Annotated in this window: 19 protein-coding genes, 1 tRNA gene, 1 pseudogene and 2 riboswitches; of the genes and pseudogenes, 13 read left to right on the forward strand and 8 right to left on the reverse strand. The window is 64.3% G+C overall.

Going from position 1 to position 24,434, the window contains the following annotated elements:
- The 5 genes and pseudogenes from YU9_RS46310 to YU9_RS0129150 form a co-directional block, all read right to left on the reverse strand.
- Positions 1-328: pseudogene (locus YU9_RS46310) on the reverse strand (transposase); the annotation flags it as partial.
- Complete coding sequence (locus YU9_RS51195) at positions 262-729, reverse strand: alpha/beta hydrolase (protein ID WP_371259214.1); 468 nt, start codon at positions 727-729, stop codon at positions 262-264. The pseudogene YU9_RS46310 and the gene YU9_RS51195, both read right to left, overlap by 67 nt.
- A 101-nt stretch (positions 730-830) precedes the next feature.
- Positions 831-1,334 carry an alpha/beta fold hydrolase gene (locus YU9_RS50255; protein ID WP_051380560.1) on the reverse strand — a complete coding sequence of 168 codons (504 nt, stop codon included), beginning with the start codon at positions 1,332-1,334 and terminating at the stop codon, positions 831-833.
- Positions 1,335-1,780: 446 nt separating this feature from the next.
- Complete coding sequence (locus tag YU9_RS0129145; RefSeq protein ID WP_027575973.1) at positions 1,781-2,536, reverse strand: alpha/beta fold hydrolase; 756 nt, start codon at positions 2,534-2,536, stop codon at positions 1,781-1,783.
- A 163-nt stretch (positions 2,537-2,699) separates the two neighbouring features.
- A complete protein-coding gene (locus tag YU9_RS0129150) occupies positions 2,700-3,836 on the reverse strand; it encodes a hypothetical protein (RefSeq protein WP_027575974.1) in 1,137 nt (378 codons plus the stop codon).
- Between the two features lie 307 nt (positions 3,837-4,143).
- Between YU9_RS0129150 and YU9_RS0129155 the strand changes: the two genes are divergently transcribed.
- Positions 4,144-4,389: a zinc-finger domain-containing protein gene (locus YU9_RS0129155; RefSeq protein ID WP_008562814.1), complete on the forward strand. Its 246-nt coding sequence runs from the start codon at positions 4,144-4,146 to the stop codon at positions 4,387-4,389.
- A gap of 19 nt (positions 4,390-4,408) precedes the next feature.
- Complete coding sequence (locus YU9_RS0129160; protein ID WP_027575975.1) at positions 4,409-5,611, forward strand: FAD-dependent monooxygenase; 1,203 nt, start codon at positions 4,409-4,411, stop codon at positions 5,609-5,611.
- 25 nt (positions 5,612-5,636) lie between these two features.
- On the opposite strand, the gene YU9_RS0129165 is transcribed toward YU9_RS0129160, so the two are convergent.
- Positions 5,637-6,059 (reverse strand): hypothetical protein, encoded by a 423-nt coding sequence (locus YU9_RS0129165; protein ID WP_027575976.1) that lies wholly within the window; start codon positions 6,057-6,059, stop codon positions 5,637-5,639.
- 173 nt (positions 6,060-6,232) lie between these two features.
- Here YU9_RS0129165 and YU9_RS0129170 point away from each other — a divergent pair.
- Positions 6,233-6,321: transfer RNA gene (locus tag YU9_RS0129170), tRNA-Leu, on the forward strand.
- 631 nt (positions 6,322-6,952) lie between these two features.
- Positions 6,953-8,200 (forward strand): multidrug effflux MFS transporter, encoded by a 1,248-nt coding sequence (locus YU9_RS0129180; RefSeq protein WP_027575977.1) that lies wholly within the window; start codon positions 6,953-6,955, stop codon positions 8,198-8,200.
- 207 nt (positions 8,201-8,407) lie between these two features.
- On the opposite strand, the gene YU9_RS0129190 is transcribed toward YU9_RS0129180, so the two are convergent.
- Both YU9_RS0129190 and YU9_RS0129195 read right to left on the reverse strand, forming a co-directional pair.
- Positions 8,408-10,003: a glycosyltransferase family 39 protein gene (locus YU9_RS0129190; protein ID WP_084299103.1), complete on the reverse strand. Its 1,596-nt coding sequence runs from the start codon at positions 10,001-10,003 to the stop codon at positions 8,408-8,410.
- A 230-nt stretch (positions 10,004-10,233) separates the two neighbouring features.
- Positions 10,234-11,844: an ABC transporter substrate-binding protein gene (locus YU9_RS0129195; protein WP_027575979.1), complete on the reverse strand. Its 1,611-nt coding sequence runs from the start codon at positions 11,842-11,844 to the stop codon at positions 10,234-10,236.
- 268 nt (positions 11,845-12,112) lie between these two features.
- Here YU9_RS0129195 and YU9_RS0129200 point away from each other — a divergent pair, with 268 nt between their 5' ends.
- The 9 genes from YU9_RS0129200 (at position 12,113) to YU9_RS0129240 (ending at position 24,355) form a co-directional block, all read left to right on the forward strand.
- Entirely contained in the window at positions 12,113-13,243 is a 1,131-nt protein-coding gene (locus YU9_RS0129200; RefSeq protein ID WP_027575980.1) for a M20/M25/M40 family metallo-hydrolase, read from the forward strand.
- A 182-nt stretch (positions 13,244-13,425) separates the two neighbouring features.
- Positions 13,426-13,530, forward strand: a riboswitch (glycine riboswitch).
- A gap of 3 nt (positions 13,531-13,533) precedes the next feature.
- Positions 13,534-13,639, forward strand: a riboswitch (glycine riboswitch).
- A 67-nt stretch (positions 13,640-13,706) separates the two neighbouring features.
- Complete coding sequence (locus tag YU9_RS0129205) at positions 13,707-15,008, forward strand: D-amino acid dehydrogenase (RefSeq protein ID WP_027575981.1); 1,302 nt, start codon at positions 13,707-13,709, stop codon at positions 15,006-15,008.
- 179 nt (positions 15,009-15,187) lie between these two features.
- On the forward strand, positions 15,188-16,129 hold the full coding sequence (locus YU9_RS0129210; protein WP_027575982.1) for an ABC transporter permease: 942 nt from the start codon (positions 15,188-15,190) through the stop codon (positions 16,127-16,129).
- A 19-nt stretch (positions 16,130-16,148) separates the two neighbouring features.
- Entirely contained in the window at positions 16,149-17,036 is an 888-nt protein-coding gene (locus YU9_RS0129215) for an ABC transporter permease (RefSeq protein ID WP_027575983.1), read from the forward strand.
- Between the two features lie 136 nt (positions 17,037-17,172).
- Complete coding sequence (locus tag YU9_RS0129220; protein ID WP_027575984.1) at positions 17,173-18,822, forward strand: ABC transporter ATP-binding protein; 1,650 nt, start codon at positions 17,173-17,175, stop codon at positions 18,820-18,822.
- Between the two features lie 247 nt (positions 18,823-19,069).
- Positions 19,070-20,575: a M81 family metallopeptidase gene (locus YU9_RS0129225; protein WP_027575985.1), complete on the forward strand. Its 1,506-nt coding sequence runs from the start codon at positions 19,070-19,072 to the stop codon at positions 20,573-20,575.
- A 13-nt stretch (positions 20,576-20,588) separates the two neighbouring features.
- Positions 20,589-21,761, forward strand: coding sequence for a M20 aminoacylase family protein (locus tag YU9_RS0129230; protein ID WP_027575986.1), 1,173 nt, complete (start codon positions 20,589-20,591; stop codon positions 21,759-21,761).
- Positions 21,754-23,175: an amidase gene (locus tag YU9_RS0129235; protein WP_027575987.1), complete on the forward strand. Its 1,422-nt coding sequence runs from the start codon at positions 21,754-21,756 to the stop codon at positions 23,173-23,175. Before YU9_RS0129230 ends, YU9_RS0129235 begins: the two co-directional genes overlap by 8 nt.
- Before the next feature lie 289 nt (positions 23,176-23,464).
- Positions 23,465-24,355, forward strand: a complete 891-nt coding sequence (locus YU9_RS0129240) for a crotonase/enoyl-CoA hydratase family protein (protein ID WP_027575988.1) — start codon at positions 23,465-23,467, stop codon at positions 24,353-24,355.
- The last annotated feature ends 79 nt before the right edge of the window (positions 24,356-24,434 follow it).

The raw sequence follows: 24,434 nt of genomic DNA on the forward strand, positions 1-24,434 counted from the left end.
AGCTGCTCGCCGGCGGGACAGCGATAAACATCGTCGGCGGGGACATAGACGAAGTCCTGTTTGCCGAAGCGGCCAGCAGCCTTGGCGCCCGAAGTCATCGGCTTCGGCAACGTCACCGTGATGTCGGCTTCCTCGCAGGCCCTGATCTCCTCGCCTTCGTAATAGCCGCGGTCTGCCACCAATTCGAGCGTCTCGACAGCCNCTCGTCGCGAGCCTGCCTGGCCATGTTGGCCAGTTGGTGGCGATCGGTCCCCACGTTGGTCACCTCGTGAGCCACGATGAGATGATGCCGCGTATCAACTGCAATCTGCACGTTATAGCCAACGAGATGCCGTCACCCGTCGATTTGATTAGACTCCCTCGATGCTTTTCGACCAATTGAAATGCCAGTTGGTCATGAGTATCCAGCAATCTTCGCCACGCTTGGTCGCCTTTCTCAACGGCGCTTCGCGTTGAATCGACGATGTCAGTAAACAAGACAGTCGCAAGAACGCGTTCAGCGTCATCGGATAGATGCTCGCGATGGCCTGCAATGAATTCTTCGATATCACCCAGCAGCGCATCGACGTTACCACGCACCATGGCATGATCATTCCCGGGATACTCGATAAATTTGGCGCCTGGGATCAACGAGGCAATCTCACGACCAAGTTGAATGGGGACCTGAGCATCGTCTCTCCGATGGAGTACAAGCGTCGGCACTCGAACTGTGGGAAGAATTGAACTCACATCGATTTGCGCATTCAAGAGTGCAAAAGCCCTGGCAGCGCCAGGACTAGCCGAAAGGCGCTCATATTTGGCGAACTGAAGGATGGCGTCAGGATTGTCGGCTAGACTTGGAGCAAGGTTTTGATCATTGCTCCCCTGCCCCAAAGCTTCGCACGCTGTAGCGCCCTCTCCTCCTGCTTTCCGGACATGTCGCGTCGATTCACGTAGCCGCCAAAGAGAACAAGTTTGGTCACACGCTCAGGGTAAGTGGCAGCAAATAGCGCGCTCATTGCACATCCCTCGGAACTTCCGAGAAGCGCCGCTGACTCGGAGCCAACCGCATCCATTACGGCACGGACGTCGTCCATTCTTTGTTCGAGCGAGGGTGCATCTGACACTCTGTCGGATAAACCCTGACCTCGTTTGTCAAAAGTTACGACACGAGCGAAGGTTGATAGGCGGCGCAAGAACGCGGTGTATCCCGGCAGCTCATGCATGAATTCGATGTGGGACATGAATCCAGGAACCAAGACAATATCGTTGGGGCAGTCTCCCATCGTTTGATACGCAATGTTGATGTCACCACTCAGCGCGTAATGCGTAACAGGTAAGTCAAAATCGCTCATCGTGGCCTCTCAAAGGAACTGGCCAAACAGAGGTGCGTAGTCAGAATACCACACCAACACCGGTGGTGAAACGATATACGGGGACGCTCTTTCTTAAGAGCGATTGTTGGTGGAGAAAGGTCAATGCGGTCACCAGTCCCGTCTGGCGCCTCGCCTGTGCAGCAGTTCGCGTTGCTCAGGGTGAGATATGCGCCTCGACGTTGCTGGCTTCTGCCCAAAAGGCAGCCCGAAGAGCGTCCCTTTGCGGCGTACGAGTCCGGAATTGGCCCCTTTGCCGACGTTCCTACCCGCTTCGAGCCGATGTCTCACCAGTGCCCTTAGCGAACTCCAGATAGCTGTGCATGAAGGAGTTGACGGTCGCCCCGAAGGAAGTGGATGGCCCCCTTGTGATGAGACATTTTAGGATAATAGGGCAACACCCCCTCATCGCCTCAGACAACATTGCCTCAGCCGCGGCGTGAGAGGAAATCGAGCACGCCGTTCTTGTAGACTTTGTCGCCGACCGCGCGCATGTGGTCGCGGCTCGGAATGTCGAGCACTTCCGAGCCGGGAATGATGGCGCCGAGCGCGCTGGCGCTTCCTGCCACGTCATCGGCGCTGCCGACCGCGATCAGCACCGGCACGTCGATCCGCGCAGCTTCGTCCCTGGTCATGAGATCGCGCGTGCCGCGGAGGCACGCGGCGAGCGCACGGCGGTCGGAGCGCGTCTGATCGGCAAAAGCGCGAAAGGTGCGGCCGACGGGATCGGTGACGTCATCCAGCGACGGCGCCTCAAGCGCTTTGGCGACGTTCTCGCCGGGTCCGGTGCCCTCGATCAGGCCGCCGATGCCGATGCCGCCGAGGATCGCCGAGCGCAAGCGCTGCGGCTCGTTGAGGGAAAGCCACGCCGCCATCCGTCCACCCATCGAATAGCCCATGATGTCGGCCTGCGGGATGGCGAGGTGATCCATCAGCGCGAGCACGTCACCGGCCATGGTCGGGATCGAGTACTGCGCGGGCTCGTAGAGCTTTGCGCTTTCGCCGTGGCCGCGATTGTCGAGCGCAATCACGCGGCGGCCGTTCTTGCGCAGCTCCGAAACCCAGGTCGGATAGACCCAGTTCACGTTCTTGCTGGAGGCAAAGCCGTGCACCAGGACGATCGGATCGCCCTCGCCTTCGTCGAGATAGGCAATTTCAACAGCGCCGTTATGAAAGCTCGGCATCATCAGTTCCAGAGGTCTCGAGGGGAGATGTTGAACTTAGAGCACGATCCGGGAAAGTGTGCAGCGATTTTTCCTCGCGCAAAACGCGGAACGCGCTTGCGCGGAGATCATGCTCAAAAACGGCCCAGAGTGCGCCGGCGATTTACCCCAATTTCGTCGCGCTTTAGGCCTTGAGAGCCGCACTTTCCAGAGCGGCTTCGGCTGCGATCTGCGCGCGGCGGAGCCGCCGCGCGCGCCTGCGATCGCACCAGGCCTGGGTCAGGCGCTCGGTCGTCGCCTTGATGGAGGAGAGAAGGCCGAACAGCGTCAGTGCTGCGCCGAACAGCCAGAGCGTCAGATTGAATGCGCCGGTCGCAAGCAGCAGCGCGCCGCGGCCAAGCAGTTTCATGATGGCGCGGGTCTTGCCGCCCTGCGCTTCCGCGAGCCGCGCCGCGCGCGCGACATCTTTCGGGCCTTCGGCGATGCGCAACGTGTCCATCGCCCCGCGTGTGCCGGTCTTTCCAGCAACGCGCGTCACGTCCTTGCCGAGCCGGACGAGCGCGCCGGCCTTCTCGGCGCGGAAGGCAGCCTTGATCGCACTCATCGTCTCGCCCGGGCGGAACACCGACCCCTTGGCGACCGCGTTCTGGAGCATCGGCGTGTCGACGACCTCGCGCGCGGAGCGGCCCGCCCATGCGGCAAGGCCCTCACCGAGCCGCCCTACCTTGCGCGCGTCCTTCACCAGCGACAGCCCGGCGCGCACCGGCGCGGCGCCACCGACGGAGACATAGGTCGCCGCGGTCACCGCGAGACCCGCTGCCGCAAGCCCGAGCACGAGGCGGTCGGTGTCCTCGCCCATGGCAAGATGCTTGCCCTCGCGCACCACGTCCCTGATGTCGCCAAACACGAACAGATCGCCGGCAACCGTTCCCGACAGGCTCGCGACGTCGTCGGCATTGCCGGTGACGAGACCGGTGGCGAACCGTTTGGCGAAATGCGAGGTGGAATTCTCGGCCTTGACCGCATCGCTGACGCGGCTGAGGAGGTCGTCAGGGAGCGCGATGTTGCGGTCACGCGCCAGCGCGACGAAACTATCGGCGAGATCGGCGTCGCCTGATGCGAGCGCGGCCTCGATGTTGTCCTGAACCAGACGCTCGTTCTGCCGCAGCAGCGCATCGAGCTTCAGCTCGGAGAGCGCCGCCAGATCGTCCTGGGCGGCAAGGATCGCGCCGGCCTCACGGGCATGCGGTGCTACCTGCGCGAGCATGAAGCTGCACACCGCAATTCCCGTCAACGCCGTACTGATTCGCAGCCACTTCATGTGGAAAAGCCCGGATGCCCCTGGGATCGCTCGCGCTGACAATTCGCCTTTCGTCCCAAATGCGCTCGTCCACAGACATAGTATGCCAAAATTGCGACACAACGTCCCCGACGAAAGAAGGGCTTCTCTCAGGCCGCAAGATTGTGTCGAATTTGCATGAGCAAATGAGCATGGGGCGATTGCGAACCTTTCGGTTCCGCTGGACTAGCAATCATCTGCACCCGCCAGTATGGTCCGCGGCGCCTTAAAGATGCCGCGTCAGTCGTTGATTGTGTCTGCCGCCATTGCCACTCCAGGATGAGTTACGATGTCCGACCATGTCGTCCCGCACTTCCATAACGATGCCGGTGTTCCCGTCATCGAGATCGGCTCGCAAGAGTTCATGTGCGTGGGCGCCAATCCTCCGTTTGACCATCCGCACGTCTTCCTCGACCTCGGCAACGACAACGAGATCATCTGCCCCTACTGCTCGACGCTGTACCGTTTCGCGGCCGACCTGAAGCCGGGCGAAGCCCGCCCGCCGGAATGCGTCCTGAAGGACAAGGTGGCCTGACCGCGTCCTTCGGTCAGGGGTGGCGCTCTCCCGAACGATTGTCATCGCCGGTGCCGGCATAGGTGGCCTGACGGCCGCGCTTGCGCTCGCGGCCCGCGGCTTCCGCATCGTCGTGCTGGAAAAGGCCGAACGCCTCGAGGAAGTCGGCGCCGGCCTGCAGCTCTCCCCCAATGCCAGCCGCGTGCTGGTCGAGCTCGGCCTGACCGACCGCCTCAAGCTGCGTGCCGTCGTTCCTGAGGCGGTCTCGATCATGAGCGCGCGCGCCGGCGGCGAGCTGCTGCGCATGCCGCTCGGTGAAGCGGCTTCCGCACGCGCCGGCGCCCCCTATTGGGTGGTGCACCGTGCCGACCTGCAATCGGCACTCGCCGGCGCTGTTGCCGATCATCCCCATATCGACCTGAAGCTGGGTGCAACCTTCGAGGACGTCGCGCCTCATGCCAAGGGACTGACGGTGGTCCATCGCAGCGGCACGATCCGCCGCAGCGATCTCGCCAGCGCCCTGATCGGCGCCGACGGCATCTGGTCGACCGTACGCCAGCATCTGTTTCCCGAGGTGCAGCCGCGCTTCTCCGGGCTGATCGCCTGGCGCGGCACGCTCGATGCCACGCGACTGCCGAAGGACTATACCGCGCGCCGGGTGCAGCTCTGGATGGGGCCGAACGCCCATCTGGTCGCCTATCCGATCGCGGGCGGACGCCAGATCAACGTGGTCGCGGTGCTGCCCGGCACCTGGAACCGGCCGGGCTGGAGCACGCCCGGCGATCCGCGCGAGGTGATGGACGCCTTTGCCGCCCCGCGCTGGCCGCCGGCGGCGCGGATGATGCTTGCTACGGTCGACAGCTGGCGGAAATGGGCGCTGTTCGGCGTGCCCGACGGTTGCCCCTGGAGCAAAGGTCCGGTGGCGCTGCTCGGCGATGCCGTGCATGCGATGCTGCCGTTTGCAGCCCAGGGCGCCGGCATGGCGATCGAGGATGCCGCCGTGCTCGCCCGGCATTTGAGCCGCGAGACCGCCGACAGCACCAAGGACATCGCCGCCGCGCTGGCGCAATACGGCCGCGCACGCCAGGCGCGGGTACGGCGGGTGCAGCGGACCGCGCGGCAGCAGGGCCGCATCTATCATCTCGGCGGGCCGCTCGCATTCGCGCGCGATCTAGCGATCCGTGCGCTCGGCCCGGAGCGCATGTTGGCGCGGCAGGACTGGATCTACGACTGGCGGCCGTGATGCGAAGCGCCGCCGGCGCGACGCCTCAGCGGGCTGCTTTCCCGGATTTCGATGCGGGTTTGGCGGCGGCCGCGGGCGATGTCGCAGGGGGTGTCGCCTCAGGCGGCGTTTCCAGGCACTTGTTGCGGCGCCAAGCGTCCTCGGCCAATTGGGCCTGCCCGCGCACCGCAATATAGTCGTTGCGATAAGCGAGCTCGGACACGACCGCGCCACCCGCCCCGGTCTCGGCCTTCTCCATCAGCATCCGCAAATCGTCGGTGCGCTTGGCGAGCGTCTTGCGCTCACCCTCCAGCTGCCTGCAGTCGTACAATTCGTATTTGGCGGGATCGGCAAAGGCCGGTGCGATCGTCTCGCTCATGCCGGCGCAGCCGGACAGCGCGACGCCAGCCGCAAGCAGCGCAAGGACCGCGCCAAAGCCGCGCAGCGGAGAGGAAGACGAAGCAGCCATGCCGGATGAATAGCCCCCGTGGATTGAGAATGCCTAAAGCAACAACAGATGTCCGGATTGAGGCTTTGCCTTGTGCGCCCGGCTCGCTTAAGGAAGAACCGTCCCTCCGGGTACGCAACGCGCCAATTCCAGACGGCCGGGATGGACTTAAGTATTTGATCTCGTTGGATCAAGCGGGCATGGCGGAATTGGTAGACGCAAGGGACTTAAAATCCCTCGGTGCGCAAGCGCTGTGCCGGTTCGACCCCGGCTGCCCGCACCACGAGATTTGACGCCCCGGCATTTGAAGATCGCTCTCTTCGAGTCCGAGCAGGCCGTTCAACACATCATCCGCTCAATGATGGAGGCGGATTTCAGCGCACCGTGCGCCGCCGTGTTCCTGCCAGACAGTCTCAACGTCCTGAATGGCACGACGCCGAGCCATGAAAGGAACCTGCGCCCGGATCGACGTTGATGCAATCGAAGGCGAAAGCGAGAGGTTCGACGTCCGCCTCATCTGTAGCCTGCGCACGGCCTCGGGGCTCTTCGCCCATCAATCGAAAGAGCCGTCAACTTTAGGGCGATTGTGTCTCACATGTCCTTGAGAAATGCGGCGCTCGCTGGGGTTGCAGCTGCGGCTGAGCTACCTTCTGACGCTTGGCTACCAGCCGCGACCGGATCTGGCCGACCTGTGCTCCGGCCTGACCATCTCGAGCGAGTATGACGACTCCCGGGCCGATCCGATGGGTATCCGCGGCAACTCTGATCCTCGCGGTCGTCCTGCAGCCCGTCCCGGGCGGCTCCCTCACCAATTTTTGTCCGCCCCTGCTCCGCCTGCCAGCCATCCCGAAACATAGGTTGTGCAACGCAGCATCGACGATGCATAAAGTCGCTCGATTTCAGGGGTAAGGTTCTTGTCTGACGTCAATGCCGACGATTGGGTGTCCTCGGGACACCGCCCGATGGGTTTTCCAGAATTCGTCATCGTGATCGCGTCCATTATGGCGCTCAATCCGCTCGCGATGGACATGATGCTGCCGGCGCTGCCCAATATCGGGACCGCCTTCAAGATTCCCGTCGCGAACCATCTCCAGTTGGTGCTGTCGACCTTCTTGATCGGCTTCGGCGCCGGCCAGTTCGTCATGGGTCCCCTGTCGGACCGCTTCGGCCGCCGACCGGTGCTGCTCGGCGGCATGGCGGTCTACGCGGTGGCGAGCGTGCTGGCGGTCGCGGCGCCCTCGTTCGAGACGCTGCTGCTGGCGCGTGCGCTCCAGGGGCTCGGCACCTCGGCGACGCGCGTGATCGCGACCTCGATCGTGCGCGACTGCTATGTCGGCCGCCGCATGGCGAGCGTGATGTCGCTTGCCATGATGGTGTTCATCGCGGTGCCCGTGGTTGCCCCCTCGTTCGGACAGGCGGTGCTGCTGGTGACGGCGTGGCGCGGCATCTTCGTGGTGCTGATGCTCTACGGCCTGCTCGCGCTCGCATGGTGCGTGCTGCGGCTGCCTGAAACCCTCCCGGAGTCCGAGCGCCGGTCGCTGGCGCCTGCCGATGTGCTCGCGGCATTCCGGCAGACCGTGACCCATCGCCAGACCATCGGCTATGCGACGGCTGCCGGCAGCGTCATCGGCGCGCTCTTCGCCTATGTGTTCTGCGCCCAGCAGGTCTTCACCGGCATCTATCATCTCGGCCATTATTTCCCGCTTGCTTTCGCCGCGATCGCCGCCGGCACCGCCATCGCCGGCTTCCTCAATGCGAGGCTGGTCGGCCGGCTCGGCATGCGCGTGATCTCGCATGGCGCGCTGACGCTCTACACCGTGGTGGCGGGCGTGATGCTGCTGACGGAGATTTTCGGCGTGCTGCCGCTCGCCTTGTTCATGGCGCTCTCGGCGCTGATGATGTTCTCATTCGGCATGATGGTTGCGAACTTCACCGCGCTCGCTATGGAGCCGCAGGGACACATCGCCGGCACCGCCTCTTCGCTTTACGGCTCGATTACGACGCTGATCGGAATCGTGGTCGGCATGGCGATCGGGCAGAGCTTCGACGGCACGCTGCTGCCGTTCGCGATCGGCTTCTTCCTGTCGACCCTCGCCGCGCTCGCGATCGTGCTGGTGGTTGAGAAGGGCCGACTGTTCAGGCCGCATCATCGTCCCATCTGAGGAACCACCCGGCGGCCTCGATGTTGTCCTGCAGCAATTCTAGAAGGTGCTGCAAGTGGAACTGGAACATCGCGAAGACAACGCCGAGGTCGAACGGCAGAAGACCGAACACGTCCCGAACCGCGCGCTGAGCAGGTCGCGTTCACCACGCCTCTTGCGAGCGAGGGGCTCGAGCAGGTGCGCGACAGCCATTGCTGAACACGACGCCTATTTGGTTCCTCGCCGGCTGGCGCTGAAATCATCCGCAGCGCTGGCCGGCATCGGGGAGCTTCCTTGCGGTAACGCCATCAGCACGATCACCTCCCGCGCAAGACCCGGCCGGCCCCATAGCGACGCCCGCACAGTAAACTCGCGCCTGACGAAATGTCCGGCGCGGGAGGACACCCGCCCCATCCATCGGATGCAAGACTCCTGATCGCGGAAACAGAGTGCGGCCCAGCCGCGATCGTCCGACGTCTTGCGCGGCAGACCCCACGAAACTTCGTACTCGGAGGGCCCCGCATTGTTCGGATGGTCCGGACTGTAAAACGCGGTGGCGAAAGCCAGCGAACCATCACCACTCACGGCACTCAGGGGCTCGCCGATCAGCTCCCGCCACTGGCGCGTCAATTCGCGGGCTGTCAGCGCATAAAGATTCCGTCCCTCCTCGTAACCATGATTGTTGCGATACAGGGCATGGACTGGGGCTGCGACCAGGACGGCGGCCAGCGCGACGCCGGCCACGATCACCGTGACGTTGACAGTGTAGAAGCGCTCGATCGGGTAGCGCGCGCCACAGACCACGAGAATGAGGAACAGGAACAGCCCCTGCAACGCCCACAAGGACGGCAGATCCGTCCCCATCGCGAGCGACGTCAGCACCGGCAGCACGATCGTGCCTATCGCAACGTAGAACAGGAGCCGTAGGCCCGGGCTCATCGCAGCAAAGTCGGCCGGAAGCTGCTTCAGCCGCGTGCCGGCGATCAACACCCACAGCACGGCCGAAACGCCCATGGAAGCCACCAGCCCCAACAGAAAATTCCTGGCCTCACCGAGCGAGCTCGCAGCACTGCCATTGGCGTGGGCCAGCGCATAGGTGAAGGACGACGCGCCTGTCGTCGCCAGCCAGTGGACGTGCGGCGACAGCGCCACGAGCCCGGTCCCGACGGAGATCCAGGGCGAGGCGGAGGTGAAATAGGCGCGCCGCGCCGGATGCGCCAGCGCGGCAATGGCGAAGCTCGCGACGAGGAAGATCGAGTAGTATTTGCCGACCATCGCCAGCGCCGTCGTGCATCCCACCGCAATCGCCCACAGCGAATCGCGGGTCTCGAATGCGCGCAGGAAGCAATAGGTGGCCAACGGCCAGGTCGCGAGCAGCACGGCATTGGCGTTGAAGCGCTGGGCGTGGAATTGATACGCGGGCGTCAGCATCAGGAGCAGCAACACCAGGATGCGCTTGTGCCCGGTGACGAACTGTCGCGAGATCAGATCGACGAAGAACAGCGCAAGCCCGGCATTGGCCATCGCCATCAATTGCAGCGACCAGTCGCTGGGCGGAAAGACCGAGGTCCACGCCGCCGCAACCCACCCCATCAGCGGTGGATGCTTGGCATAGCCCCAGGCAAAATGCTGACCGAGCGTCCAGGCCTCGAGCGTATCAGGGTGCAGGCCACCGCCGGCATAGGCGATCGCCAGATAGAGCGTCCAGATCGCAACGAAGCAGGCGATGAGAAGCGGCACGGCCCAGCCCGCCTCGACGCCATCGAGCCAACGCAGGAAAGGCCGCCGCCAGCGCGCCGGTGCGCGATCGGACCGTTCGGCCATCGCCTGGAATGCAAAACCGATCGGCACGGGAATCAGATTGAAAAAAGGAAAGTGATACGTGAGGACGAGACATCTATTTCAAGATTGAAACAAATAGCAATGATCGGACATTGGAAGGGTTAAAGACTCCACCAATCTAAGCTGACGCGAAGCTGACAAACGGCACGGCGCCGCTGATGACAGCGGCGCCGCCGGATGATCGAGGCAATGGCGCGTCTTGCGCCTTCTGCTCACTCGGTCTTGTCGATGTTCCAGAAGATGGGCGTCGCCGGACCGTCGAGCACGCCGGTCAGCGATTTACGCCAGCCGCTCGGCAAGAGATACTGCCCGAGCGGGATGTAGATCACCTGCTCATAGGCCTCTTTCTGGATGTCGGCTGCGATCTTCTTCTGATCGTCGAGCGAGGAGGCGCGCACGAACGCGTCCTTGAGCTGCTCGATCTTGGGATCCTCCGCCCAGCCGAACCAGCCGCCCTTCTTGCCCTGGCCGCCGATCGAGAGATTGGCGATCGGGTTGGAGACGTCGGCGGCGACCCAGTTGGTGAAGAACATGTTCCAGCCGCCCTCCTTCGGCGGCTTCTGGCTGGCGCGGCGGCTCACCACGGTCTGCCAATCAGTCGCCTGCAGGTCGACCTTGAAGCCGGCCTCGCGCAGCAGTTGGGCCGCGACGATCGGCTGCGCCTTCAGCGTCGTGACATCGCCAGGGGCCATGATCACGACCGGAGTGCCGTCATAGCCGGACTCGGCAAGCGCCTTCTTGGCTTCGGCCATGCCGTTGCCCTTGATGAGGGTCTCGGCGCCAGCCTCGGTCGCCAGCGGCGTGTCACACACGAAGAAGGCACCACAGATCTTCTGATACTTCGCATTGCCGACCAGCGCGTCGAGCACGTCCTTCTGGTTCAAGGCCAGCAAGGCAGCACGCCGCACTTTCACGTTGTCGAATGGCGGATAAAGGAAGTTCATCCGGCCGAGCGTCTGATAGCCGAACTTGTTCAGGACCTCGATCGTGAGCTCCTTGTTCGCTTCCAGCACCGGCAGCATGTCGTAGGGAAGATTTTCCATGAAATCGATGTCGCCCGACTGCAGCGCATTCACCGCGGTCTGCGAGTCCGGCATGGTGATCCACTCGACGCGGTCCACCTTCGCCACCTTGCCGCCGGAGGTCCAGCTCGCCGGCTCCTTGCGCGGCACGTAGTCAGTGTTCTTGACATAGACCGCCTTCACGCCCGGCTGGAATTCGCCCTGCACGAACTTGAAGGGACCCGAGCCGATCTGCTCCGGGATCTGCTTGTCCGGCGGCGTCTCCGCGAGGCGCTTCGGCATCATGAAGGCGACACGCGAGGACGGCTTGCCGATCGAGTCGAGCACCAGGCCGTAGGGCTCCTTCAGCTTCAACGTGATGGTCTTGGCGTCGGTCGCCTCAAGGCTCGCGGTGAAGTCCATGAGCTTCTGGCCCATGCCGTCGACAGCGGCCCAACGCTTCAGCGATGCGACGCAGTCCTCCGCCGTCACCGGCGCACCGTCATGCCACTTCAGACCGTCGCGCAGCGTGAATGTGTAGGTGAGCTTGTCGTCGGAGATCTTCCAGTCCGCCATCTGCGGCTGGATCTTGAAGTTCGAATCGGTGGCCACCAGCGTGTCGTAAACCATGTAGCCATGGTCACGCGTGATGTAGGCCGTGGTGAAGATCGGGTCGATGATGCGCAGATCCGAATGCATCACCGCCGTGAGGGTCTTGCCGGCCGCAAGCACTGGCGAAGCCAGCGCGGTCGAAAGCGCGACGACCGACAGCGCAAGTTTGGAGGCGAACGCGCGAGGCCCCCGGCGCATGAAGTGGAACATAGAAAGTTCTCCTGACGTGAAACTGTTCAAAGGCAGGTTATTGGTTGAGCATGCGGTTCGTTCGTTGGGCGAACTAACCTCATGCAATGCCTTTATCTTTTCGAGACTTGCAGACAGTGCCGAGCGCGTCAATCCGGTTTCGTCGCAAGCCCTTGCGGCACGCGCACGGGCTCCACAAAGATCGATTTGGCTCTACAACACCCTCCGCTTGTCCTGCCCGCGCCGATGCAATGCGCGTTCCATCTTTCGAAGCTTGAGAGACATTGAGATGAATCCTGCCAATCTTCCCTTTGATTCCGAGGCAATGCTCGAGGGCCTGCGCGGCTGGGTCGAATGCGAGAGCCCGACCTGGGACGCAAGTGCCGTGGACCGCATGCTCGATATCGCAGCGCGGGATATGGCGATCATGGGTGCGACGATCGAGCGCATCGCCGGCCGCCAAGGCCTTGGCGGCGTCATCCGCGCGCGCTTTCCCCATCCGAAGCAGGGCGAGCCGGGAATCCTGATCGCCGGACACATGGATACCGTCCACCCGATCGGCACCATCGAGAAGCTGAAATGGCGTCGCGAGGGCAACAAATGCTACGGGCCCGGCATCTACGACATGAAGGGCGGCAATTATCTCTCGCTGGAAGCGATCCGTCAGCTGGCGCGCGCCTCGTTCATGACGCCGCTGCCGATTACCGTGCTGTTCACGCCGGATGAGGAAGTCGGCACGCCCTCCACGCGCGACATCATCGAGGCGGAAGCCGCACGCAACAAATACGTGCTGGTGCCGGAGCCCGGCCGCGCCGACAACGGCGTCACCACCGGACGTTACGCCATCGCACGCTTCAATCTCGAGGCGACGGGACGGCCGAGCCACGCCGGCGCGACGCTGTCGGCGGGACGTTCGGCGATCCGCGAAATGGCGCGGCAGATTCTCGCGATCGATGCGATGACGACGGAGGACTGCACTTTCTCGGTCGGTGTCGTGCATGGCGGGCAATGGGTCAATTGCGTTGCTACGACCGCGACAGGCGAAGCGCTGTCCATGGCCAAGCGTCAGGCCGATCTCGACCGCGGCGTCGAAAAGATGCTGGCGCTCTCGGGCACCAACAACGACGTCACCTTCAAGGTCACGCGCGGCGTGACGCGGCCGGTCTGGGAGCCGGATGCCGGCACCATGGCGCTGTATGAGAAGGCGCGCGGCATCGCCAAATCTCTCGGCGCGGAATTACCGCATGCAAGCTCCGGCGGCGGCTCCGACGGCAACTTCACCGGTGCGATGGGAATCCCAACGCTCGACGGCCTCGGCGTGCGCGGCGGCAATGGTCACACGCTGGAGGAGTTCATCGAGGTCGATAGCCTGATCGAGCGTGGGCGCTTGATGGCTGGATTGCTGGCGACGCTGGAGTAACAACGCAGCTGTCATTCCGGGATGGTCCGAAGGACCAGACCCGGAATCTCGAGGTCCCGGGTTCGATGCTTCGCATCGCCCGGGACGACCACGATAACTTCGCACTGCACAATGCATCGGCAGTCGCGGTCGAAATTTAGCCTTGTCTAAAAATAAGGCGTATCGTACTGCTCGGCCGTCCACGCGATGATGCGGGAGAGATCGCGACGAAGGCTTTCAGCTTTCGTTGCGGCGCCGACGGAGCAACCGCCCCGGAAACTCTCAGGCAAAAGGACCGTTTCGTCAGGACGATCTGGAGAGAGACTGCACGATTGAAGTCGATCGTGATGTCCACCGAAGGGGATAGTCCGCTGCGAGATCCGCAGCGGATCAAGCTCTCAGGTAACCGTGACAGATGGGGCGCCGCCTACGGCCTTTGGCCGGCGGTTAGCCGACTCTAAACACGGGAGCCCCGAACCTAATCATGACCCATATCGCCATCATTGGCGCCGGCATCACCGGCGTGACGACTGCCTATGCCTTGCTCGAACGCGGCTTTGAGGTGACGGTGCTCGACAAGCACCGCTACGCCGCGATGGAGACGTCCTTCGCCAACGGCGGACAGCTCTCCGCATCGAACGCCGAAGTCTGGAACAGCACTGCGACGATCCTGAAGGGCCTGCGCTGGATGGTCCGGCGCGACGCGCCGCTGCTGATGAACCCGCGGCCGAACTGGCACAAATATTCGTGGATGAGCGAGTTCGTTGCCAACATCGGCAACTACCGCGCCAACACGATTGAGACCACGCGGCTTGCGATCGAAGCGCGCAGGCATCTGTTCGACATCGCGGTGCGCGAAGGGATCGACTTCGATCTCGAACGCCGCGGCATCCTTCACATCTATCGTGACAAGGCCGGCTTTGAATCCGGTCTGCGCGTCAACGCGCTGCTGCAGGAAGGTGGTCTCGATCGCCGCCCGGTGACACCGGAGGAAATCCGCGCGATCGAGCCGACACTGCGCAAGGACTATTATGGCGGCTTCTACACGCCGTCGGATGCGACCGGTGATATCCACAAGTTCACCCGCGGGTTGGCGGAGGCCTGCAAGCGGCGCGGCGCGACCTTCATCCACGAAGCCAATATCGATTCGATCGCACGCGCCGGCGGCGGCTTCGTCATCGGCTGGGCCGATCTCGCCGCGAACGATGCTGACGCGTCTCCGCGCGGCATGCTGAAGGCGGACGGCATCGTGGTCTGCGCCGGCGTTGCGAGCCGTCATTTCGCCGCCCTGCTCGACGAGCGCGTCAACGTCTATCCGGTGAAGGGCTACTCGATCACCGTGCAGCTCGACACCGCCGAGAGCCGCAACGCCACTCCGACCGTGAGCCTGCTCGACGAGGCCGCCAAGATCGTCACCAGCCGGCTTGGAGCCGACCGGTTTCGCGTCGCCGGTACCGCCGAGTTCAACGATTTCAATCGCGACATCCGCGCCGACCGCGTGCAGCCGCTGATCGACTGGGTACGCAGCAACTTCCCCGCCGTCGAAACGTCGCGCGTCGTGCCCTGGGCCGGGCTGCGCCCGATGATGCCGAACATGATGCCGGTGGTGCGCGCAGGGCGGATGCCGGGCGTGTTCCTCAACACCGGCCACGGCCATCTCGGCTGGACCCTGTCGGCGGCGACGGCGCAGATGATTGCCCAGATCATCGACGGCTGGCGCGGGCTCAATGCGCCACCGACAGCACCTTCACTTGGGGTTGAGCGTGAACTGCGACATGCATCCTGAGTTGGTCGACGCCGGGGACATGTCGGCCTCTTGCTACAGCACAGCCCTTGGCACACAATTTGCCCCGAGAAGACGGCGTCTCCGGGCGGCCTTTTCAGTCCAAGTGACAGGCATGATAGACACGACAGAATCCACGGGCGCCTCGAGGCGTCACAAGTTCCGCAGCCGGAGATAGGTGCATGCTGGGTTATCTTATTCGCCGCGTTCTGGCCGCGGTGCCCGTGATGGGCGTCGTCGCGCTGTTCGTGTTCCTGCTGCTGCGACTGACGCCCGGCGATCCCGCCGCGATTCTCGCCGGCGACAACGCGACGCCGGAACGGCTCGAGCGCATCCGCACCTCGCTTGGCCTGAACGAGCCGCTGATCGTGCAGTTCATCACCTGGGTGAACAAGCTGCTGCACGGCGACCTCGGAACCTCGCTGATCTCCAACCTGCCGGTGATGAAGATGATCGGCCAGCGCGTCGAGCCGTCGATCTCGATCGCGCTGTGCACCATCATCCTCGCCGTCATCGTCGCCGTTCCCTTGGGGGTGATCGCGGCGTGGAAGCACGGTACCTGGATCGACCGTTTCGTGATGGGTCTGTCCGTGCTCGGCTTCTCGGTGCCGGTGTTCGTGGTCGGCTATGTCCTGATCGAGGTCTTCGCGATCGAGTTGCGCTGGGTGCCGGTGCAGGGCTTCCGCAGCATCTTTAACGGCTTCGGGCCGTTCTTCGAGCGCATCATCCTGCCGACCTGCGCATTGTCCTTCATCTACATCGCGTTGATCGCGCGCATGACGCGCGCGGCGATGCTCGACGTGCTCGGCGAAGATTACGTGAGAACGGCGCGTGCGAAGGGCATCAACGAGGTCGCGGTGATGATGCGCCATGCGCTGCGCAACGCCGCCGTGCCGGTGATCACCGTGATCGGCACCGGCTTTGCGCTGCTGATCTCCGGCGTCGTCGTCACCGAGAGCGTGTTCAACATTCCCGGCATCGGCCGTCTCACCGTGGATGCGGTGCTGGCGCGCGACTACCCGGTGATCCAGGCGATGATCCTGCTGACGTCGCTGATCTATGTCGTCGTCAATCTCCTCATCGACGTCGCCTACACCCTGCTCGATCCCCGGATCCGGTACTGAGGCAAGGATAAGAACACACATGTCGGTCGATACCCTTCCCCAGTCGTCCATTCCGATCACGTCGCCGCTGCGGCCGCGATTCGGATTCCTCACCTCGACGCCGATCATCGCCACCGCGACGGTGCTGCTCGCCCTGATCGTGGTGATCTCGATCGTCGCGCCGCTGATCGCGCCGCATGATCCGATCCAGCTCGCGCCGTCGCAGCGATTGAAGCCGTCCTCGGCGCAGTTCCTGCTCGGCACCGACGCTTACGGACGCGATCTCTTGTCGCGCGTGATCTATGGCGGCCGCATCTCGCTTCTGATCGGCATCGGCTCGGCGATCCTGTCGATCGCCATCGGGCTCGCGATCGGCCTCGTCTCCGGCTTCTTCAAGCTGGTCGATTCCGTCCTGATGCGCGTCATGGACGGCCTGATGGCGATGCCGAGCATCCTGCTCGCGATCGCCGTGGTGTCGCTGTCCGGCGCCAGCCTCTGGACCGTGCTGATCGCGATCACCATTCCGGAGATCCCGCGCGTGGCGCGCCTGGTCCGCTCGGTCGTGCTGTCGGCGCGCGAGGAGCCTTACGTCGAAGCCGCGATCTCGGTCGGCTCCAGCTTGCCGAAGATCATGTGGCGGCACCTGATGCCGAACACGATCGCGCCGCTGATCGTCCAGGGCACCTATGTCTGCGCCTCCGCGATCCTCACCGAGGCGATCCTCTCCTTCCTCGGCGCCGGCATCTCGCCGGAGACGCCGACCTGGGGCAACATCATGGCCGAGGGCCGCCAGTACTTCCAGATCAAGCCGTCGCTGATCTTCTGGCCGGGCCTTTTGCTCTCGATCGCCATCCTCAGCATCAACCTGATCGGCGACGCCGCCCGCGACGCACTCGATCCCCGCATGAAGCAGCGGGAGGGGAAGTGAGGCTTCTCAGTTTCGTCATTCCGGGGCGCGACGAAGTCGCGAACCCGGAATCTGCTTCACCACTTGTATCGCGGCTCAATGGATTCCGGGTTCGCGCTAACGCGCGCCCCGGAATGACGAGCGAGAGTTTTGCGGCATGACCAACATCATTCTCGACATCAACAACCTCGTCGTTTCCGTCGGCAAGAAGCCGAAGGGCGCAAACATCATCGACGGCATCTCGATCCAGGTGCGCGAGCGCGAGACGCTGTGTCTCGTCGGCGAAAGCGGCTCGGGCAAGTCGGTGACCTCGCTCACCACCATGGGCCTGCTGCCGAAGGGCACGCTGGTGCCCACCGGCGGCAGCATCAAGCTGGTCGGTGAAGAGCTGCTCACCGCGACCGACCGCCGCCTGCGCCAGCTCCGCGCGACGCAGATGGCGATGATCTTCCAGGAGCCGATGACCGCGCTCAATCCGGTGGTGCCGGTCGGCCGCCAGATCGACGAGGTGCTGCGCGCCCATACCGATCTCGATGCGAAAGCGCGCAAGAAGCGCATCCTCGACATGATGGAGCAGGTCCGCCTGCCCCAGGTCGAGCGCATCTTCGCCTCCTACCCGCACCGCCTCTCCGGCGGCCAGCGCCAACGGATCATGATCGCGATGGCGCTGGTGCTGGAGCCGAAGCTGCTCATTGCCGACGAGCCGACGACAGCGCTCGACGTCACCACGCAAAAACAGATCCTGACCCTGATCCGCGACCTCCAGCGCGATCACGGCACCGCCGTGCTGTTCATCACCCACGACATGGGCGTGGTGGCCGAGATCGCCGATCGCGTCGCGGTGATGCGGCAGGGCCGTCTGGTCGAGACCGGTCCGCTCGAGACCGTGCTGCGCAACCCGACTATGGAGTATACCCGCAACCTGCTCGCCTCGGTGCCGAGCCTGGTGCCGCGACAACCGCGCGAGGAGAGCCGCGAACCGATCGTGCTGGAGGCCAACGAGCTCGGCAAGGTCTACAAGGAGCGCACGTTTTTCGGCAAAGGCCGCGAGGTTGTCGCCGCCGACAAGGTCACGCTGACGCTGCGCAAGGGCCGCACCCTCGGCATCGTCGGCGAAAGCGGCTCGGGCAAGTCGACGGTGGCGCGCTGCATCGTCCGCCTGATCGATCCGACCTCGGGCGGCGTGCGCCTCGCCGGCCGTGAGATCGCCGACATCTCGCGCCGCCTGCTGCAGCCGCACCGGCAGAAGATCCAGATCGTGTTCCAGGATCCCTACCGCTCGCTCAACCCGCGCGTGACGGTCGGCGACAGCATCGCGGAAGGCCCGATCAACTATGGCGTCTCGCAGGCCGACGCGATGAAGCGGGCGCGCGAGCTGCTCGAGCTGGTCGGCCTGCCGGCCGATGCGGTGTCGCGCTATCCGCACCAGTTCTCCGGCGGCCAGCGCCAGCGCATCGCGATCGCCCGTGCGCTCGCGCTCGATCCGGACGTGCTGGTCGCGGACGAAGCGGTCTCCGCGCTCGACGTCTCGGTACAGGCGCAGGTGCTGGAGCTGCTCGACGAGATCCAGAAGCGGCTCGGCATCGCCATCCTGTTCATCACCCACGACCTGCGCGTCGCCGCCCAAATCTGCGACGAGGTCGTGGTGATGCAGCACGGCCGCGTCGTCGAACAGGGACCGGCAGCCGAAGTGCTGACGCATCCGAAGGAGGCCTACACCAAGGCGCTGCTGGATGCGGCACCGGGGCGCAACTGGGACTTTGCGAACTTCCGGCCGGTGGCGGAGGGCGTGGCGGCGAGCGCCTAATCTCTCCCCTCGTCATTGCGAGCCAACGGGTCCGCGCGAAGCGCGGCCCGATGACAGGCTCCGCGAAGCAATCCAGAATCCCTCCGCGGAAAGACTCTGGATTGCTTCGCTACGCTCGCAGTGACGGTGTGCGCGGCACACATTCCCAAAACAGCTTGACCCTATGCACGGCGCGATTGCTTCCCGTCTTGCTCTCCTCGCAAGGCCGGGGCTAACGTCGCGCACTTTCAATTGGGACCTGAACTGAATGACACGTATCGCCGTCGGCGGCTTCCTGCACGAGACCAACACCTTCGCCCCGACCAAGGCGACCTTCGCGGATTTCCAGCATGGCGGCGGCTGGCCGGCGATGACCAGAGGTCCCGACGTGCTGAAGGTGATGCGCCGCATCAATGTCGGTCTGGCCGGCTTCGTCGACAGCGCTGAAGTGAACGGCTGGGAACTCGTTCCGACCATTGCCTGTGGGGCGAGCCCGTCGGCGCATGTCACCAAGGACGCGTTCGAGCGCATCGTGGAGGTGATGGTCGAGGGTATCGCAGCCGCTGGACCGATCGACGCCGTCTATCTCGACCTGCACGGCGCCATGGTGACCGAGCATCTCGATGACGGCGAAGGCGAGATTTTGGCGCGCGTGCGCCGCGTCATCGGCAAGGATGTTCCGCTGGTCACCAGCCTCGACCTCCATGCCAACGTCACGCCCGAGATGATCGCGCATGCCGACGCGCTGATCGCCTACCGCACCTATCCCCATGTCGATATGGCCGAGACCGGCCGCGCCTGCGCCAGGCACCTCGCGCTGCTGCTGCAGACCAAGCAGCGCTTCGCCAAGGCGTTCCGGCAATTGCCGTTCCTGATCCCGATCAGCTGGCAGTGCACCAACGACCAGCCGACCAAAGGCATCTACGACAAGCTCGCCGCGCTGGAGGGCGATGCGGTTCCGACGCTCTCTTTCGCACCCGGCTTCCCTGCCGCCGATTTCCGCCATTGCGGTCCGAGCGTATTCGCCTATGGCAAGACGCAAGCCGATGCCGACCGCGCAGCGGATGCGATGGTGAAGCTGATCGAAGGCCATGAGGACGATTTCGACGGCAAGATCTGGACGCCCGACGATGGCGTGCGCCATGCGATGGAGCTTTCCAAGAAAGCTAGCAAGCCGATCATCATTGCCGACACCCAGGACAATCCCGGCGCCGGCGGCGATTCGGACACCACGGGCATGCTGCGCGCGCTGGTGCGCAACAAGGCGAGCGCCGCGACCGGCGCGATTTACGATCCGGTCTCGGCCAAGGCCGCGCATGCGGCCGGCGTCGGCGCGACCGTGACGCTGTCGCTCGGCGGCAAGTCGGGCATTCCCGGTGACGAGCCCTACACCGAGACCTTCGTGGTCGAACAGCTCTCCGACGGCCGCTTCATCGCGCCCGGTCCCTACTATGGCGGCCGCGAGATGGAGATGGGCCCCTCCGCCTGCCTGCGTATCGGCGATGTCCGCGTCGTCGTCTCTTCACACAAGGCCCAGCTCGCCGACCAGGCGATGTACCGCTATGTCGGCATCGAGCCGACGCGAGAGAAAATCCTTGTCAACAAGAGCTCGGTGCACTTCCGCGCCGATTTCGAGTCGATCGCGGAAAAGCTGATGATCTGCGCCGCCCCCGGCGCAATGCCGGCCGACACCGCTTCCCTGCCCTGGACGCGCCTGCGGCCGGGCATCCGCATCAAGCCGAACGGCCCCGCTTTCGATCCTTCTTCACGCTAGCCGGACAGGACACATGCCCACGATCGACCGCATCGAAGGCTATGCCGACGAACTCACCGCTATCAGGCGCGACCTCCACGCCCATCCCGAGATCGGTTTCGAGGAAGTGCGCACCTCCGGCATCGTCGCCGACAAGCTGAAGAGCTGGGGCATCGAGGTACATCGCGGGCTCGGCGGCACCGGCGTGATCGGCGTCATCAAGGGCAAGGGCTCGGGCGGCAAGCGCATTGGGCTCCGCGCCGACATGGACGCGCTGCCGATGGAGGAGAATACCAATCTGAAGTGGAGCTCGAAAATCCCCGGCCGCTTCCACGGCTGCGGCCATGACGGCCACACCACCATGCTGCTCGGCACCGCGCGTTATCTCGCCGAGACACGGAATTTCGACGGCACCGTGCATCTGATCTTCCAGCCGGCCGAAGAAGGCCTCGGCGGCGCCCGTGCCATGATCAAGGACGGCCTGTTCGAGAAGTTTCCCTGCGACGAGCTCTATGGCCTGCACAATGCGCCCGATCTCAACCATGGCGAGATCGCGATTCTGCCCGGCCCGGCCATGGCGAGCGCCGACTTCTTCGATCTCCGCATCACCGGCTACGGCGCGCATGGCGCGATGCCCGAGCGCTCCAAGGACGCGGTGATCATCGCGACGACGCTGGCGCAGGCAATCCAGACCATCGTCAGCCGCAACGTCGATCCGTTGCAGGCTGCCGTCATCTCGATCACGCAAATCCATGCCGGCTCCGCCTACAACGTCATTCCGGGCGATGCGCATTTGTGCGGCACCATCCGCACCTTCTCGGATGAAGTCCGCGCCCTGATCGCCGAACGCATCCGCACGATCTGCGCCGGCATCGCGGCCGCGTATCAGTGCACGATCGAAGCCGACATCCGCGACACGTTCGGTGTTCTGGTCAACCAGGTCGAGCAGTCCAAGGTGGTCGAGGAGGTCGCGCGCACGATCGTCGATCCCGCCAACGTGATCACCCGCTCCCAGCCGAAGATGGGCAGCGAGGATTTTGCCGACATGCTGCAGACCGTCCCCGGCGCCTATTTCTGGGTCGGCCATGACGGCTCGGTGCCCGTGCACAATCCCGGCTTTGTGCTCGACGACAAGATCCTGCCGATCGGCGCAAGCATGTTCGCCCGCATCATCGAGACGCGCATGCCGGTGGGTGGCAATGCATAAAAAGAGCGTCGAGGAAGCGGTCACCTCCCTGCACGATCTGTCCGCGGTCGATCTGATCGCCGGCTATCGGGCCAAGCAGTTCTCGCCGAGCGAGGTGCTGGAGGATTTGCTCGCGCATGTCGCTGCGTGGGAACCGCATCTGAAAGCGCTCTATGCTTTCGATCCCGACGGCGCGCGCGAGGCTGCCAAGGCCTCGACCGCGCGCTGGAGCGGCGGCGAGCCGGCCGGCGCGCTCGACGGCGTGCCCGTCACGGTGAAGGACAACATCGCGACCAGAGGCGTGCCGGTGCCGCTGGGCGCGGCCAGCGTCAAGCTGGTGCCGGCCGAGAAGGACGCCCCACCCGCCGCGCGGCTGCGCGAGGCCGGTGCGGTCATCTTCGCCAAGACCACCATGCCCGATTACGGCATGCTGTCCTCCGGGCTGTCCAGTTTCCACGCGCTGGCGCGCAACCCGTGGGACCTCAGCAAGAATCCCGGCGGCTCCAGTGCCGGCGCAGGCGCTGCTGCTGCGGCCGGCTATGGTCCCTTGCATCTCGGCACCGATATCGGCGGCTCGGTGCGCCTGCCCGCCGGCTGGTGCGGGCTCGTTGGCCTGAAGCCGAGCTTTGGCCGCGTGCCGATCGATCCGACCTATGTCGGCCGCGTCGCCGGTCCCATGACGCGCACGGTTGATGATTGCGCGCTGATGATGAGCGTGATCGCCAAGCCCGACCGGCGCGACGGCATGAGCCTGCCGGCCGAGCCGCTGAACTGGAAGGGTCTCGAGAAATCTCCGCGCAAGCTGCGCATCGGATTGATGCTCGATCCCGGCTGCGGCCTGGCGCTGGAAAAGCCGGTGCGCGAGGTCGCAGTCAAGGCGGCGAAAGCGTTCGAATCCGCGGGCGCAGTCGTGACCGAGGTCGACGGCATCCTCACCCGCGAGATGCTCGACGGCCTCGACAATTTCTGGCGCGCGCGGATGTGGGACGATCTGTCGAAGCTGACGCCGGCCGAACAGGCAAAGGTGCAGCCCTACATTTTCAAATGGGGCGAGTCCGGCGCGAAGCTCTCGGGTCTCGACGTCATCCGCGGCTTCAACCAGACCATGGCGATCCGTGCGGCCGCATCAAAGCTATTTTGCGAGCTCGACTATGTGATCTCGCCGACGGCGCCCAACGTGAACTTTCCGGCGGAGTGGGCCTCGCCGATCAACGATCCCATGAAGCCGTTCGAGCACATCGCCTATACCGTGCCGTGGAATATGTCGGAGAACCCCGCCGTCTCCGTCAACGGCGGCTTCGACGCCAAGGGTTTTCCCATCGGCGTGCAGATCGTCGGCCGCCGCTTCGACGATATCGGCGTGCTCGGCATGGCCAAAGCGTTTGAAGGCCTGCGGGGAACGCAGCGGCCCTGGCCCAGGCCGCCGGCGAAGTAGCGGCGCTCGACCATACCCTTTAGGCGCAAGCCCGGATGACTTAGGGCAGGCAGCATGCGGAGCCTCTTGCTTACCCTCCCCTGGAGGGGGAGGGTCGGCTCACATGGAGCGCAGCGACATGTGAGACGGGGTGGGGTGACGGTCTTTCCGCGTTCGACAGTGCCCGTGTGGAGAGATCACCCCACCCCGCTCGCGCTTCGCGCGATCGACCCTCCCCCTCCAGGGGAGGGTAAGGAAAACTAAAGCCCTCTGCCACTGCGCAGCAAAAAACTAACGGAAGGAAACCACCATGGCGTATGAGACGATCAAGTACGAGGTCGCCGAGCAGATCCTCACCATCACGCTGAACCGGCCCGACAAGCTCAACGCCTTCAATGCGCAGATGCAGGCAGAGCTGATCGATGCGTTCGACGCCGCCGACAAGGACGACAATGTCCGCGCCATCATCGTCACCGGTGCCGGCCGCGGTTTTTGCGCAGGCGCCGACCTCTCCTCCGGCGCCGACACGTTCGATCGCGACGCACGTCGCGGGCCGGTGAAGCGCTTGGCCGACGGCAAGGTCGATTACAGCGATCCGCAGGTGCGCGACGGCGGCGGCCAGGTGACCTTGCGCATCTTCAAGTGCCTCAAGCCCGTGATCGCCGCGGTGAACGGCCCGGCCGTCGGCATCGGCGTCACCATGCAGCTCGCGATGGATATCCGCATCGCCTCGGAGGCTGCGCGGTTTGGCTTCGTGTTCTCCCAGCGCGGCATCGTGCCCGAGGCGGCCTCGAGCTGGTTCCTGCCACGCATCGTCGGCATCTCGCAGGCGCTGGAATGGTGCTATTCGGGCCGCGTCTTCCCGGCGCAGGAAGCGCTTGCGGGGCGTCTCGTCAGCAAGGTCGTCGCCCCCGATGATCTGCTGCCAACCGCCCGCGCGCTTGCCAAGGAATTTGCCGCGAAGACGGCTCCGGTGTCGGTAGCGCTGATCCGCCAGATGATGTGGCGCATGATGGGCGCCGATGATCCCATGGAGGCCCACAAGGTCGACAGCCGCGGCATCTATGCGCGGGGCCGCTCGGATGATGTGAAGGAAGGCGTGGTGTCGTTCCTGGAGAAGCGGCCGGCGCAGTTCAAGAACAAGGTGTCCACCGACATGCCGGATTACTTCCCGTGGTGGACGGAGCGGGAGTATAAGTAGCTCACCGTCATTCCGGGGCTCGCGAAGCGAGAACCCGGCATCTCGAGATTCCGGGTTCGCCTTTCCGGCGCCCCGGAAT

The organism is Bradyrhizobium sp. WSM1743 (genome assembly GCF_000473065.1).
Classification (GTDB): Bacteria; Pseudomonadota; Alphaproteobacteria; order Rhizobiales; family Xanthobacteraceae; genus Bradyrhizobium.